The sequence below is a fragment of the Maribacter sp. PR1 genome (assembly GCF_028464145.1).
GTDB lineage: Bacteria > Bacteroidota > Bacteroidia > Flavobacteriales > Flavobacteriaceae > Maribacter.
In genome coordinates this window covers 248,970-264,120 of sequence record NZ_JAQPCG010000005.1, presented here as the reverse complement: position 1 = coordinate 264,120, position 15,151 = coordinate 248,970, and the positions used below count along the sequence as shown (strand labels likewise).

Sequence of the window (15,151 nt, the reverse complement as noted above, 5' to 3'; positions counted from 1 at the left end):
AGTTTCCTTAACATTTACGACCTAGTATAAAACCTTACCCCAAAGGATTACGTAGGTTTAAATAATAAAATCAAACATCATGATGACGCTAAAATATTTCTTTGGTCTGGTTCTAATTGGATTAATTGGATGCAAAAGCACTGACAATTTACCAGAAACTCAAAAAAACACAAGAGACTATAACGAACTTTCCGAGAACTTTTTGCTCAAAATAAAAAATAACGAAGATACCTCGGATATTCAAAGAACCTTAGCCAAATCAACCATAGGTGAATTGGAAAGGGCACTGGATACCAATAATAAGAAATTAGCCTTTTGGGTAAATATTTACAATGCTTACATCCAAGTCTTGTTAAAAGAAAATCCTGATCTGTACAATGACAGAGGGGAATTTTTTAAGAAAGAACAAATTCCTATTGCCGGTGATACGATTTCCTTTGCAAAAATTGAGCATGGCATCATTCGAAAATCACAATGGGAATATGGACTCGGTTATATAAGAAAGTGGTTTCCTGGAAAATTGGAAAGAAAACTAAGGGTAGACGAACGGGATTACCGCATACACTTTGCATTAAACTGTGGGGCAAAAGACTGTCCGCCAGTAGCCATTTATGAATGGGAAAGATTGGACGAGCAGTTCAGCAAAGGGACCACCAAATATTTGCAGCGTACTACCGATTATGACAAACCAAAAAAGGAAGTCGCTGTTACCTCCCTTTTTAATTGGTTCCGAGGCGACTTTGGAGGAAAAAGCGGAGTAAAGGACATTTTAAAAAAGGAAGGGCTTATTCCTACTACCAAAGGGATAGACATTAACTATAAAAATTATGATTGGACCTTAGATTTGGATAATTTTGTAGACCTCTGAAATTAGGTTTTCTTTGCCCCAACAATAAAGTGATATTTCGCTTAAAAGACCACTACGGTAGTTTACTTTATGACCAATCTTTCAATTTTAAAAAAAGTATGTATCGTTTTGTTTATTGTCCTTGGGGTAGCTTCTGCCTCGATATTGGGCGATTTAAAGTTTTCATTCGATTTTAGCCAATTTTTTCCGGAAGAAGACCCAGACCTTGAGTTCTATATGGAATTTGTAGATGAGTTTGGTACGGATGATAATTTTTTATTGATTGCAGTAGAAAATCAACCTACTATTTTTGACCAAGAGTTTCTGGAACGATTCAAAGCCTTTTCCGCAGCGAGTCAGAAATTTGAATTCGTTACAGAAAGTGCCTCCCTTACCTCACTCTCCTATCCACTAAAAACTTCCTTAGGGTACACTACACTACCCATCGTTCATATTCAGGACAGTCTCGCCTACAAGCAAGATTGGGAAAAAATAAAAGAAGATGGGTTATTTATCAATTTTCTGATAGAGCAAAAAGCAAATTCCACAGTAGTTGCTTTACGGACACAAGATGATTTGGATTATAAACAATCCGAGCGCTTATTAGCTCAGATACGTACGTCTCTCAAAAATCATAAATTAAGTAACTATCATATCCTGGGAAGGGCCTTCTTCTTAGAAGCCATTGTTGAAATGCAAAAAAGTGAAGTGCTAAAAACCAGTATTATAGCGGCTATTTTGGTACTGATCATACTATTGTTGGTATATCGAAGCTTACCCCTGGTGCTCATATCCATGGCCTCCATAAGTCTTTCCTTAATTATTTTTATGGGAATTCTTGCACTTTGGGGAAAGGAGCTCAATGCCATGGCTGCTTTCTACCCCGTATTAATGCTTATTGTAGGCACATCGGATGTTATACATGTTACCGACAGTTTCATAAGAAAAATACAATCTGGTAAAAACAGGTATGCAGCCATACAATCCTCGTTAAAAGAGGTAGGACTTACCACTTTATTGACTTCTGTAACGACAGCTATTGGATTTACCACCCTTTTATCGTCCAGGTTAGTGAGTATTCAGGAGTTTGGCATTAACGCTGCTATAGGCGTCCTAGTAGCATATATTACCGTAATATTCTTTACTGGATCCCTACTTATTTCCATTCCTAAAAAAAAGCTCTTAGGAAGAAAGAGTATTTCCAAAAGGTGGGTCAATTACCTGCTTGAAATAAATACATTTACCAAAAAAAATCCACGAAGCATTTTAATTGGCACCGCCGTTTTTACCGGATTATGTCTCTGGGGAATTAGTTTGATCAGTACCAACTATGAGTTTAAAAGAACATTGCCCAATAAAAGTGAAATTGCATCGGACTTTGAATATTTTCAAACAAATTATGCCGGTTTCCGTCCTTTGGAAGTGGCGGTAATGGCTCAAGGGAATTACTCAGTCCTTGATTTTTCGGTGGTCTTGGAAATAGAAAAATTGATGGATCATCTAAAAACCTATCCGTCCATTGGTAATCTTCAGTCCTCTAATTTGCCCTTTAAAATCGTTCATAAGGCGAATAATTTGAATAAATCGGAGTTCTTGACACTACCCGAAAAAGAACCAACCTTTGAAAGTTATAAGCGAGATGTACAGAGGCTCGCAAGAAGACAATTGGAACGATTTGTAAATACGGATAGAACTATGGCCCGAATTAATGGGAAACTCCAGGACATAGGTACGGATAGTTTAAAATCAGTATATCAAAAAATCGAAAGTTTTGCCCTCACCCAATTAGATACTTCAAAAATTAAGGTAAAAGTTACGGGAAAAAGTATGTTATTGGACAAAAACTCGGAATATATAAGAGCTAGTTTGTTAGAAGGGCTGTTCTATGGTCTATTACTTATCGGTATTATTATGGTCTTGGTGTTTCGCAATTTTAAAATGTTCATTATTTCCTTAATCCCGAATATTCTTCCCATTCTGTTTGCCGGAAGTGTCCTAGGGTTCTTGAACATTCCGTTAGAAGCTTCATTATCGGTGGTATTCGCCATCGTATTTGGAATCGCGGTAGATGATACCATTCATTTCTTGGGGAAATATAAATTGGGAATTACCCAGGGACTTACCCAAGAAGAATCATTGGAGAAGACCTTTGCGCATACAGGTAGAGCATTGGTTATTACGACGATTATCCTGTTCTTTGGATTCATGGTCATGTTGTTCTCCATTCACCAACCCAGTATAACGATAGGACTTATTATCAGTGTAACCCTAGTAACAGCCTTAATTTTGGATTTACTACTATTACCGGTCTTAATTAGAAAAATGTTAAAGGAAGAGTAGACTTATTTTCTATCCAGTATTTTTTTAAGTGATCGATGTGCCAATATTGTTTTACCCAGCATAATGGCCATAGCTGCAATCCATAAAGAGAAGAGTAGGTATTCCATAACAAGCATGTTTAAGGTTTGGTTTGGTTAAATTCTTTTACTATTAAAGGGTGTTTGGGGCCCTTGGAATAGCTTAGTTATGCACTTTATCGATAAATATATGTATTTCATCCAATTAAATCTTAAAATAAGTTAATTTTTCGATGAAATGCACAGAGTTAAAAACGCCATGACCCTAAAATCATGACGTTTCCAAAAAACAATCCAACCTAAAACAAACTGGAAATGAAAATTGGGTTTACCAATTACAAGTCCTGAATCTGCTTTTCCATAATAGGACCAAGTTCATAGGCGGCCCCCACAAGTTCATTCTTTAATTCCTGTACTTTTTCAAAGTCTTCATTCGCTTTATACACCTCTGCAACTTGGTATAATAATGCAGGCTCAAAGGTTTTGTTGGCTACATATGTATCCATAAGATCCTTGGCCTTTATTTTGTCGCCATTTTTTAAATAACTATATGCCAACCAACTGTATGACTCAGGAGTTGGCCTATTTTCAACCTCCTTCTTTGCCAATCTCAAACCTTTTTCAAGCTGTCCGGTTTCATCTAGATATAGGCCTAGGTTATAGGCATTATACATATCGCCATATGCGGGATTTGAGGTAATTTGAAAATAGGTATCCAAATTTTTCATTCGGATAAAATCTTGGCCCAAATAATCTGCAATTTCAGCCTTTAACAAGTAATAATCTGGTGCATTATATGTTGTTGTAATCGAATCCAGGATTCGCATAGCCTCTTCTGGGTTGTCATCATTTGAAAAAGCTATCCATGCAATACCTTTTTTGGCATACGCGTTATTCCCATCCAATTCCAAGGCCTTCAAATAATTATTGTAGGAATCCTCTATTCTTCCTGCATGCCCATAATAATCCGCCAGATTGGTAACACTCCAAATTATTAAGGATTCATTTTTGGAAGCAATGGCAATTTCCTTTGCCTTTTCCATAAAGTTAATTGTAGTATCCAAATCACCCTTATAGTCATTCCATTTGGCCAATCTGATTAAGTATCCAAAGTCCTTCAAGTTCTTAGTACTATCCAGATACTTTTCCGCTTCATCGTAATTCCCTAATTCCATATGGATGTCAAAAAGAAGATATTGGCTTTCAACAGGGTCAGAACCAATTTCCATGGCCTGCTGGGCCAAAGTAAGTGCTTCCTTGAAACGGTGTTGGGAGATGTAGTTTCTTGCTAGTGACCTTCTGTAACCTGCTCTGCCAATGGAAGCTATCTCAACCGCCCTTTCCAAGCTTTGCTCCGCTTTTTTAAGATAGGTTATATCTCCGGTTTCCTTAAAGTATCGGTTATATTCTCCCCCAATGATTCCAAAACTGGTAAGCTGCATGCTGTCCGGTCTAATCTTGGAATTCCAGAGTTTAAAATATTTAGACGATGTTTTCGCCGGATTGGAGGATAAATACCCATTGTAGTCTTCTGCTTTAGCAATATGCCCAACTTCCCTATTGGTACAGGAAAATATGAGTACTAGTACTAAAAAGTATAAATAGCGTTTCATTGTTTGTTTTTTTGGGTTGTGTTTTTATTTATAAAAAAGGGGGAGGTTTAATGCTCCCCCTTGCTCCTCTTTTTCATAGTCTTTATTCAGGAGCTCCCAAATAAGGGAATGTTGTAGAAATATCGGCAGTGAGGCCAACACCATCGGAAGTTAATCGAGGTAGGTCCGCCATGCCATCCATATCGGTATCCTGTCCGCTAAATCGTGCGCCATCGCCACCACCGAATAATAAAATCAAAGAGACATCAATTACATCATCTTGTGGGGTTCTACCCGTAAGTCCTATGGCACCTTCATAGTTCGGTGCTCCCATACCGGGATTAAAATAGGTAGTAGGTAAATTTGGTGCTACCTCCAAAACATCACTTGCCAATACCGTAGTTAAAACGGTTGCCGATACCGGGTTATTTGTAAAACCGTCATCGTCCGGTCCGTTCAGAATATCACCGAGGATATTAGGTTCAAAATTGACTGCTGCAGGGTCTGCTCCCAGTATATTCGCATATACATCGTGGTAAGCTTCTAATCTAGCCTCAAACCCAGCTTGAAAAGTAGCGACCATTTCCGAAGGTATTGCCCTATTATGTGCATTTTTGGTAGCGTCATCCGCACTCAACACCGTATTAATACCTGGTCTACCCATAAAATCAACTTGGGCATAGGTTCCCGAGAAATCTGGCATCATGGGCTCCATTGCATCCTCACAAGGAGTACAGAACCCACCACAATCAATACCAGTTTCATCGCCATTCATAACACCATCCTCACAGGTGGCTGCCGCCATAGGTGGAGTGTAATCGTCATCATTATTGCAAGAAGCCAAAAAAGCTACAGCGCAAAACGATAGAAGTACATATTTTAAATTATATAGTTTCATCTTTAAAAGTTTTAAAAATTCTTAATTATTGTTTTGAGTTTGTAGTTACCCATGTTTTATAAACGGGAAGACCAAGAACATTTACCGCAGTAGTTTCACCCAACAAACTATTGGGGATTTCCACTACGATGGACATGGTATTGGCACCATCAAAAGTATCCACAGCTGTAGTATCATCATCGTCGGTAGCGTCTGGATCGCCTGCTGGCTTAAATCCTTGGGGTGCCATTCCTCCTATTACAGCATTAAACTGAAAGAAGTCAAAAAAGAAGGCATCCTGTCTTGGCCCCGCAAAAAGAGAAACCCCATCATCGGTCGTTTCAACTATAGCCGTATCCGATGAAATATCAACAGATCCCAAAGGCGAATCTACCATCACTTCACCACTAATACCTGTACTACTTGGTGCAACAGGTCCAAAAAAATACATTTTTCCATCTCTAGGAATTGCTTGGATAACTAAATCTTCCACTAAATCATCATCCGTATCAATATTGATTTCCGTCAATACATTCTCATCAAATGTCCCGTAAGCCAAATCTGGTAATACGTTGGATTGCAGATCCACTGCAAAAACTGTGTTGTCCGAACCCTCTGAAGGTTCAAAAGCGTAAAAGTCGGCAATGTCCGCACTGGTTCCCATAGCGTCTGGCGCATCAATATGATCCGCGGCCACAAGAACAGCTGCTGCCAGGGCCAAAACGCCTAGACCGGTAACTAATTTTGTCTTTTTCATTCTTATTAATTTTTAGATTAGAATCACCCTTACCTACGAAGTATTATTTCAGGGGTTTGGTTTTAGTTGTTAAATAAATGTTAAGAAGAATAGGAGTCGGTTCGAATAAAGACCATTAACTTAAACGGGCCTTACTATTAGTAAAAAGGTCCACATAAAAAAGAATTCCATACCACAAATATGTTGAATAAAGAAAACCACTAATTAACTAACTTTGCTTCTTCTAAAAATGTAGGTTATGAACCCGTCCGCAAGTGGTTGGATAGATAAGTTTGGGTCCTTGGTCAAGAGCCATAATGGGAGCTATACCACGTTCCAAAATTTGTTCGAGGATTTAAAAAAGACCGGTTTTGTCTATGGAATCAATACGGGATACCCCAGTTTTATAACTCCCGAGCACACTTTTTCCGAAGATGAAAAGGCTAAAATAAACTTGTTGACGGCCCTCTATTTTACCTTTAAAATTGAAAACTCTGAAAGCGATTTTGAACTCTTCTTAAAGAATATTTTTGAATTTTATGAAACCTTGGAGGTTAATAAGCTTTCATTTTTAGGAAAACTATTTTCTGGAAACAAAACTTCTTCCAAATTGGAGAAAATACTGGAATCCAGAGTTTATCTCGAGGATAACATCATCAGTAAAACATTTAACAGTTTTATTACCAACTCCCTCTTATTTATCGATGTTCTCCTATTTAGAAAATATCTATTAAATGCGAAGGGGATTAAAAAACATGCTCAAAAGCTAGAGTATTTATCGATCAATATTACCTATCATGCCTTAAGTTCTAAGGAAAAGAATAAAAAAGACGAAAAACTGGCACAATTACTTGCTTCTTCCCTGACCTTTATTAATAGTGATTCCCAAAGGTTTGACGATTCGTATAGACAGCAACTAATTAATAATAAGGATGAGTGGGAGAATAGGTATTTATTGGATTTAGCGTGCCTTACAGTTTGGGAGGACCACTCCTTGGAGTATATTGAATCTGAATTTATTTATAATATTGGCAAAGACCTGAAACTTGATGAACAGACCATTCAAGACTCACTCTCCCATGTCTCCTATTTCATAACTTCAAACAAAGAGACGATACCTTTTCTACAGGAGCACAATATGGCCGTCCAATTTTACGACAGTATGTCCAAATTGGTAAACAGGCTCATTCTCAGAAATAGAAAGCGATTGCATAAGGAACTCTCCGAAAGCGCCGAGTTGGTTTCCTTGCTTTCCAAATCTACCATAAGGGACCTTTCCAAAGAGGAGAAGAAGAAAGTACAGTCACAATTATTGGATATTTTTAAAAGTATACCCTCGTTAGCGATATTCTTGCTTCCAGGAGGAGCAATCCTCTTACCCATTTTTATTAAACTAATTCCTAAATTACTACCATCGGCATTTGATGAGAACCGGGTCGAAAAAGGGGAGTAATTAAAAGGGGGTTATTCCAACCAAAGTTTAAAGTCCTTTACACGCTCCCTACTTACAATAATCTCCTGTTCCGAAAAAGAGTTCAATTTTATTTGCAACCTAGAGTTGGTGTAGGAAATAATATCCTTTATAAAATTAATATTGACGTAAAATTTGCGGCTTACCCTGAAAAAAGTATTGGGTTGTAACTCTTCTTCCAAATTTTCCAAAGTGGTATCCAAAAGATAATTCCTGCCGTCGGAAGTTGCCGCATACGTACCCTTATTTTCACTATAGAAACACTCTACATCATCTGCATTGATGATTTTCAAATGCTGTCCTACTTTAGCCGTAAATCTTTTTTTGTATTCCCTTTCCAGGGGGTTTACCAAAAGTTTTTTGATGTCCTCAAAGTCCAAGGAGAGTTTTTTGGACTCCGGTTTTAAACTACGGAATTTATTCACGGCACTTTCCAATTCTTCATCGTCAATTGGCTTCAATAAATAATCAATACTATTAAGTTTAAAGGCTTGAAGGGCATATTCATCATAGGCTGTGGTAAATATGATGGCACTTTTTACGTCAACAATGTCGAAGATTTCAAAAGAGAGTCCATCTGAAAGTTGAATATCTAAAAAAATAAGGTCTGGATGTTCATTCTCCTGGAACCAGGATAATGATTCTTCCACCGAATGCAGCATGGTGGTAACCTCTACATTTAAATCAGATAACAGCCTTCCCAGTCTTCTTGCTGCCGGCTTTTCGTCTTCGATAATTATTACGTTCATTGTTTTTGAAATAGTAGTCGTTCATCAAAAATACCATTTAATCCCATCCAGTATTTTTTTACGCTGCGTGCTTAATTAATTTTTAATTGTTTTTCTTCTCATCTTCTTTCAAGAATTTCTGTAGTTGGCGCTCTTCCCAGTTTTTTGAAAAAAGAGTACGACCATAGAATACTTTCATCCCATGAAAGAACAACCCAATTCCCCAAAAGAACCAAGTGGCAAACGTACTAAAATGCCAAACGGGGCCCATAAATGTCTCTCCATAATAAGAATTACCTATAAATTTCAATATCAGGAGTACAGTATTTATAACCAAATAAATTGTAAGGTGCGTGTAAAAACCTTTTAATTCCTCCAACCTTTTATGCGCCAATTTCAACTTGGTGTTCTTGCTATTGTTTTCTAGTTCCATCAGTCCTTATTTTCTTCCTTTAAAAATTTATCCAGCTGTCTTTTTTCCCAATCCCTGATGAATTTTGGTTTGAGTTCCTCCCATGATTTTGATTTGAATTTAAAAACATAAATCGCATGTCCCAATAACCCTATTCCCCAAAGAACGGGAGTTCCTAGAAGGTTCCAACCCATCCAGTCATTGAAGTTAGCGTTCTGCATCCAATCATAATCATCTTTGAACCAATTAAATAAATTTAATTTTACCATTAATAATAGCACATTAATAATTATATAAATTCTCAGATGACGATAGAATTTTTTCATATCGTTCACTCGCTTACGAGCTTTTAATAATTTTTCCGATTGTTGGGGTTTACCTTCCATTTCTACCATATTTTTCAGCTTCACGCTTATCTTTTTCTATATACTTTTGAATTTGACGTTCTTCCCATTCCTTGGAAAAAATAGGATTATAGGAGAAGACCTTTATCCCATGGAAAAATAGTCCGATTCCCCAAAAAAACCACACAGCGAACGTTCCAAAATCCAAAACGTCCAAAAAACTCACGCCGTTGCTCATTCTACCTATAATCGTGGAAATCGTAATAAAACTATTGACTCCGATATAGGCTGCTAAATGCCAATAGAATCCTTTTAATTCCTTTAGCCTTACCTTGGCTCTTTTCAATTTTTTATCATTTCTTTCCATTACCTCCATTTTGTTTGTTCCTCCTCCTCTTTCATCAGTTCATTTATTTTTCTGGTTTCCCAATCCTTACCAAGTATTGGGTTGAAACCAAAGGCCTTTACCGCTTGAAAAATCAAACCTATTCCCCATCCAAATGCTGCCCACAAAAACCATGGGTAATTCCACTCATCGATCCAATAATTCAATCCCGCCAAAAAGGCGATAAAAATGACGTAGGATAATAAACTAGTATAGAACTTCTTTATACATTCCACACGTTCCTTTGCCCGATAATATTTAGATTCTTGATTTTTATTTATCATAACTCGTTGGTTTCTTGATTGTTTATATTATTTAAAGATACTTTATTCCTTAAAATTCGTCCCTTTTCATAAACTCCTCCAATTTTCTCTTTTCCCAGTCCCTACCAAATAATGGGTTATACCCATAGGCATTGGACCAATGACCTAGCAATCCTATTCCCCAGCCTATTGCAGGAAATATGGCCCATGGAAAACTAGTTGTATTATAATTTATCCAAGCCAAAAATGGGATTATGATACAATACGCCATTAAATTACTGTAAAACCCCTTTATGGCCTGAACTCTTTCCTTTGCTCTTCTGTATTTAAATTCATTCGTAGTTTCCATGATATTTATTTTTTTAAATGAGTACTAACTCTTGGTTTATTTTTATTTATACTTCAAATTTCCTCAAAGTATAGATGTTTTAAAAAAGGGAAGTACCCAACTGTATATTTTTTAGGATGGATTGTAAAACTGAAGAGTAAATGATAAGAAATACATAAAAAATAAGCATGTACAGGATAAAAATTATTGAAAAACCAACCCTGTTTTTGGAGAATTAATCTCTAAAAATCATCCTTTTCCATCAATTGACGAAGTTTCTTTTCTTCCCATCTTTTACCCCAAATAGGATGGTAACCAAAGGCCTCAAGACCATGGGTAAGCAATCCGAACCCCCAACCTACAACAGGAAAGATAATCCAGGGAAAACTCGTTGTGTTATAATTTAGTATTGCCAGGCAGGGTATTACAATACAGTAGGCAATAAGATTACCGTAAAAGCCTTTTATGTTCTCGACTCGCTCCTTTGCCTTTTGATAACGTTTGTCCTCTATAAAGTCATCTTGCGTTTCAACTACCGATATTTTTTGGGTCAACATAGGGAGTTCAACGGTAAAATCGGTGGCAGTTTTATGAATCTCCATTTTTCGGGTACTCAAAAGCTCATAGCGTTGCTGAATATTTTGAAGTCCCACGCCACTACTTTTTTTAACGACCTGTTTTTCCTGTAAGTTGTTGCTTACCTTTAACTTGCCTTCCTCTTCAAAGATTTTAATGTGTAAGGGTTTTGTTGCATTTACAATATTATGTTTTACGGCATTTTCAAGTAACAACTGTAAGGATAGGGGTACAATTTTAGCTTCTGGGTTAATCGCCTTATCAGGTATGTCCAAAACAATACTATCCTCAAAGCGCATCTTTAGAAGTTTTACATACGTTTTTGCAAATTGCAGTTCCTCATCGACCGAAACCAAATCCTTGTTTTTTTGCTCCAAAACATATCGATATACTTTAGATAAGGATGTCGTAAATTTCTGAGCCTGATTCTGGTCTTCCTCAATTAAACTCGTTAGTACATTAAGGCTATTGAATAGAAAATGAGGATCTAATTGATTCTTAAGTGCATCAAACTTTGCGGAAGCCGTTCCTGCAATAATTTTTTGCTCTTTGACCTTGTTTTCCTGTAAGGCTTTATAAAAATGAAAGGCATGCAGAAACAAGGATATCAAAACAGTGATAATAATGGCAAATACATAGGAAAAGGACTCTTCGTGCTCCACGAAATCACTGAAAGAATTTCCATAGAATACCATGGATAAAAACATCCGTATCAGTCCAAAAGCCATAATGGACAGGAAAACTGAGCCTAATGCCCCAACCCAAAGCCGAGCTTTAGGTTGTGTAGCCCAATCATACCTTATGGAAACACCATCATAGTAATAGGCATTTACCAAGGTGAGTACAAAACTAAACAAGAAGCAGATACCTAGATATTCCAAAAAGACGGGCCAGGTCAAAGGCTCATCCAAGAAAAAAAATAGGTTAAGCAGGGTTACCCCTGCTGTTATATATATAGATATTCTTAACAGTTTTAGAAATTTTCCCATTTCTTAACCTTTACATTGATCTAACATGGTCCTGGCTCTGTCTTCTCCCCAATCGGGATAAAAAGCACCTTTCGTTTTAAAGTTAGCAAAAAGTTCCAAGGAGCGCTCTATATCTTTGCAGTAGGGTGCCGTATCCTGACCAAAATAGGCCGCGGAGCCCATATCCCATTCTGCCTTGGAAAATACAACTCTTGGATTTTCCGGAGCCAATTGTAGTGCTTCATTATACAAGGCAACCACTTTTCCTGAATGGGTCATCCCATATGTAGCACCATCAAAGGCAATCCAAGCGGTATAGGTCATTGCCTGTTGCACCATTATCTCTGGATTTTTAGGCGAAATCCTTTTTGCTATATCTAAAAACTCCTGTGCCTTATCCAACTGTTGTTTTAATTTCTTTTCATCCTTTTCCCCAAAGGAAACTATTGTATTGATTTGAGCGACGTAATAATAGGGTAGCCAATTATCCTGCTCCACATTGCTTATTCTTTCGAACAGATTGGAAGCTTCCATGGGCTTACCCTCACCCCACAGGGAGAACGCTTTCTGCATTCCATTTACAAATTGATTTTGGGACCAGGCGCTAGTAGTTAGCACCACGACGAGTAGTGTGATGATTTTTTTCATTTGAACAACATTTTTTAATGTATTTGAATTGAATGTTTTAATGTTCCACCCAATAATTGAAACTTGGCATCGCTCCATCTAGGAGGTCCAAACCTGGAAGGTGCATCATTAGATGCGCCAAAACGCTCCGTTGGCACCCCTAAGAACTTTTTAAGTTGACCGTCGTTATCTTTATCATGAAAAACGGAAATGGCATAAAATCCTTCAGGTATATCCCTAAAAATAACCTTGGAAACGCCATTGGCAATTTTACCGAACGCACCCTTATATGGTTTTTGTAACCATTGGTCCTCCGAATTGTAAAGACCGATTAGGATTTGACCTTCATCACTTTCCATTCCTGTGATTTCAAGCTCAATTGCCCCAAAGGCCGCAGTTTGTGCAATTCCAAGGGAAAACCAAAAAACACTGATAACAGCAAGAATACCTCTCATTGGGTTAAACATTTATTTGTTGTTCAAATTTCTATGAATATAGTCGATATTTATAAAAAGAAAGACCCAACTGTGGTTTTTATATGATGGAATGTACACATTCCTTACCAGCCAGTTCCAATAAACAAAAAAGACCGATTATTACATCGGCCTTTCCATTCAAAATAATATGGATTTACGAAAAAGTAAACTCTGGCAACTTGATGATTTCCCCACCTTTTTGTGCTGATTCATGTGCCAAAATCCCAACACAGGTTATATTGGCCGATTGTTTTGCATTGGGGTAGGGAGCTCTACCTTCTACCAAGGCTTCCACAAATTCATGTACCAAGTGCGGATGTGATCCTCCATGGCCTGCTCCTTGGGTAAAGGATAAATGCTCATTTTCATCCGAATCATAAACCCCTTGGGTCGTAAAATGTTGAATTTCCTTGGGCAACAGTTTTGCATAATCCGGACTCTCCACTTCTTCAGGGATTTCAGGTTCCGGTTTTTTTGCGGTATGCACGACCAAGGGCTTGCCTTCTATTAATGGCCATTCCACAGATTTCTTGGAACCGTAGACTTCAAAACTTTCCCGATACTGTCTGGCTACATCAAATAACGACCGATACACTTGTGCACTCAAATCGGAATCCTTGAATTTAATATGGGTGGTTTCCACGGCATAGGGCGAATTGTATTCTTTGATCAGTTCCTCCCTAATCGTACCCGATCCAAAACAGGAAACATATTCCGCTTCACCTTTGGTCAATGCTAAAACGGGGCCCACACAATGCGTTGCATAATGCATTGGTGGTAGTCCCGGCCAGTAATTGGGCCATCCGTCCATGTCTTGTTGGTGGCTTGCCTTTAAGAACTGTACCTTACCCAGTTCGCCGTTTTCATAGAGTTCTTTCATAAACAGAAACTCACGTGCATATACCACAGTTTCCATCATCATATAGGTAAGCCCTGTTTCTTGGGTCAGACGTACAATTTCTTCACATTCTTCTACCGAAGTGGCCATAGGTACGGTGCAGGCCACATGCTTGCCCGCTTTCAAGGCTTTAATGGATTGTTCACCATGGTTTGGGATTGGTGTATTGATATGCACAGCATCAATATCCGGGTCTTTAAGCAATTCCTCATAAGAGGTATACCGCTTTTCTATATTAAAAGTATCGGCCAGTTCGTTGAGTTTGGTCTCATTTCGTTGGCATACGGCAATCAAGTTTGCATTGGGATGTTTTTGGTAAATGGGAATAAACTCAGCCCCAAAACCTAAACCGATAATGGCTACGTTCACTTTCTTCGTACTCATATTTTTCAATTTTACTTAAATGTATTCTTTAAAAATTTCAATCCTTCGGATGCAAATGCATCCTGTGTGTCCGCCAGTTTTTTCCAAATATTTACAGCCGCTGCCAATTCGGGAATTTCTGGCGTAAAGCTTTCTATGACCAGAGCTCCTTCATACTTCACGTCCTTTAATCCTTTTGCGAATTCGCCCCAAGGTGTCAATCCCGAACCGGGAATGCCTCGATGATTTTCCGAAACCTGAACATGTACCAACCTTTTACCCGCAGTAATAATTGCTTGGCGGATATCCTGTTCCTCGATGGTCATATGGAAACTATCCAGAATGATTTTCATATTCTTCTCATTAATATCATCGAGTAGACGTACTACATCATTCGCAGTGTTGATTAAATCTGATTCAAAACGGTTCAAAGGTTCCAGGGCGATATCCAAACCGTAATTTTTAGCGATACCAGAGAGCGTTTTTAAATTGGTAACCGCCCTACCCCATTCCGCTTTCTTTTCCGCGGCAGGTGCCAAACGGGCCTTACCCACTGCTGCGTATAGTGGACCGGCAACGAAATCAACTTCTAGATTTGCCGCAAGTGAAAAGCATCTTTCAGCATGTTCGAAGCAACTTTGGTATTTGGAGGTATCCTCTGATGTCAAATCTTTATCATCTCCAAAAACAATACATATGGTTGGTTCAAGGCCATTTGCAGCCAGCGATTCTTTAACAACTTTATCGTCAATTAAAGTCGGATCTTCAACAGGAATCTCCACAACATCGAAGCCCATGGACTTAATTTTGGGAAATAACGATATCGATTCCGTGGTAAAGGGTGATTGCCATAACCAAGTACTTACGCCAAAATTTTTCTTATTCTTCATTTCTCACTTGCTA

The 15,151-nt window shown here is 38.0% G+C and carries 17 protein-coding genes; 3 read left to right on the top strand and 14 right to left on the bottom strand.

The window, feature by feature from the left end; all coding sequences use genetic code 11:
- The first annotated feature begins 79 nt into the window (after positions 1-79).
- Positions 80-868: a DUF547 domain-containing protein gene (locus tag PP182_RS12080; protein ID WP_272651510.1), complete on the top strand. Its 789-nt coding sequence runs from the start codon at positions 80-82 to the stop codon at positions 866-868.
- A gap of 69 nt (positions 869-937) precedes the next feature.
- On the top strand, positions 938-3,187 hold the full coding sequence (locus PP182_RS12075; protein ID WP_272651509.1) for an efflux RND transporter permease subunit: 2,250 nt from the start codon (positions 938-940) through the stop codon (positions 3,185-3,187).
- 352 nt (positions 3,188-3,539) lie between these two features.
- Here PP182_RS12075 and PP182_RS12070 read toward each other — a convergent pair whose 3' ends face one another.
- From PP182_RS12070 to PP182_RS12060, 3 genes are all read right to left on the bottom strand, one after another.
- The gene (locus tag PP182_RS12070) at positions 3,540-4,817 is read right to left on the bottom strand and encodes a tetratricopeptide repeat protein (protein WP_272651508.1); all 1,278 of its coding nucleotides are present in this window, start codon (positions 4,815-4,817) and stop codon (positions 3,540-3,542) included.
- Between the two features lie 82 nt (positions 4,818-4,899).
- Complete coding sequence (locus PP182_RS12065; protein WP_272651507.1) at positions 4,900-5,694, bottom strand: DUF4331 family protein; 795 nt, start codon at positions 5,692-5,694, stop codon at positions 4,900-4,902.
- Positions 5,695-5,719: 25 nt separating this feature from the next.
- Entirely contained in the window at positions 5,720-6,430 is a 711-nt protein-coding gene (locus PP182_RS12060; RefSeq protein ID WP_272651506.1) for a DUF4331 family protein, read from the bottom strand.
- 238 nt (positions 6,431-6,668) lie between these two features.
- Here PP182_RS12060 and PP182_RS12055 point away from each other — a divergent pair, with 238 nt between their 5' ends.
- Positions 6,669-7,862 (top strand): LETM1-related biofilm-associated protein, encoded by a 1,194-nt coding sequence (locus PP182_RS12055; protein WP_272651505.1) that lies wholly within the window; start codon positions 6,669-6,671, stop codon positions 7,860-7,862.
- Positions 7,863-7,873: 11 nt separating this feature from the next.
- Here PP182_RS12055 and PP182_RS12050 read toward each other — a convergent pair whose 3' ends face one another.
- The 11 genes from PP182_RS12050 to PP182_RS12000 all read right to left on the bottom strand — a co-directional run bounded on the left by PP182_RS12050 (position 7,874) and on the right by PP182_RS12000 (position 15,138).
- Positions 7,874-8,629, bottom strand: coding sequence for a LytR/AlgR family response regulator transcription factor (locus PP182_RS12050; protein ID WP_272651504.1), 756 nt, complete (start codon positions 8,627-8,629; stop codon positions 7,874-7,876).
- An 82-nt stretch (positions 8,630-8,711) separates the two neighbouring features.
- Positions 8,712-9,041, bottom strand: a complete 330-nt coding sequence (locus PP182_RS12045) for a 2TM domain-containing protein (RefSeq protein ID WP_272651503.1) — start codon at positions 9,039-9,041, stop codon at positions 8,712-8,714.
- Positions 9,041-9,406, bottom strand: a complete 366-nt coding sequence (locus PP182_RS12040) for a 2TM domain-containing protein (RefSeq protein ID WP_272651502.1) — start codon at positions 9,404-9,406, stop codon at positions 9,041-9,043. The genes PP182_RS12045 and PP182_RS12040 overlap by 1 nt, the downstream gene beginning before the upstream one ends.
- On the bottom strand, positions 9,396-9,731 hold the full coding sequence (locus tag PP182_RS12035) for a 2TM domain-containing protein (RefSeq protein WP_272651501.1): 336 nt from the start codon (positions 9,729-9,731) through the stop codon (positions 9,396-9,398). The genes PP182_RS12040 and PP182_RS12035 overlap by 11 nt, the downstream gene beginning before the upstream one ends.
- Positions 9,731-10,033: a 2TM domain-containing protein gene (locus tag PP182_RS12030; RefSeq protein WP_272651500.1), complete on the bottom strand. Its 303-nt coding sequence runs from the start codon at positions 10,031-10,033 to the stop codon at positions 9,731-9,733. Before PP182_RS12030 ends, PP182_RS12035 begins: the two co-directional genes overlap by 1 nt.
- Positions 10,034-10,082: 49 nt before the next feature.
- On the bottom strand, positions 10,083-10,361 hold the full coding sequence (locus PP182_RS12025) for a 2TM domain-containing protein (protein ID WP_272651499.1): 279 nt from the start codon (positions 10,359-10,361) through the stop codon (positions 10,083-10,085).
- Positions 10,362-10,582: 221 nt separating this feature from the next.
- The gene (locus PP182_RS12020; protein WP_272651498.1) at positions 10,583-11,905 is read right to left on the bottom strand and encodes a 2TM domain-containing protein; all 1,323 of its coding nucleotides are present in this window, start codon (positions 11,903-11,905) and stop codon (positions 10,583-10,585) included.
- A gap of 3 nt (positions 11,906-11,908) precedes the next feature.
- On the bottom strand, positions 11,909-12,532 hold the full coding sequence (locus PP182_RS12015) for a hypothetical protein (protein ID WP_272651497.1): 624 nt from the start codon (positions 12,530-12,532) through the stop codon (positions 11,909-11,911).
- Positions 12,533-12,546: 14 nt separating this feature from the next.
- Positions 12,547-12,966 carry a DUF2141 domain-containing protein gene (locus PP182_RS12010; RefSeq protein ID WP_272651496.1) on the bottom strand — a complete coding sequence of 140 codons (420 nt, stop codon included), beginning with the start codon at positions 12,964-12,966 and terminating at the stop codon, positions 12,547-12,549.
- Between the two features lie 175 nt (positions 12,967-13,141).
- Positions 13,142-14,269, bottom strand: coding sequence for a Gfo/Idh/MocA family oxidoreductase (locus PP182_RS12005; protein ID WP_272651495.1), 1,128 nt, complete (start codon positions 14,267-14,269; stop codon positions 13,142-13,144).
- Positions 14,270-14,280: 11 nt separating this feature from the next.
- On the bottom strand, positions 14,281-15,138 hold the full coding sequence (locus PP182_RS12000) for a sugar phosphate isomerase/epimerase family protein (RefSeq protein WP_272651494.1): 858 nt from the start codon (positions 15,136-15,138) through the stop codon (positions 14,281-14,283).
- Between the last annotated feature and the right edge of the window lie 13 nt (positions 15,139-15,151).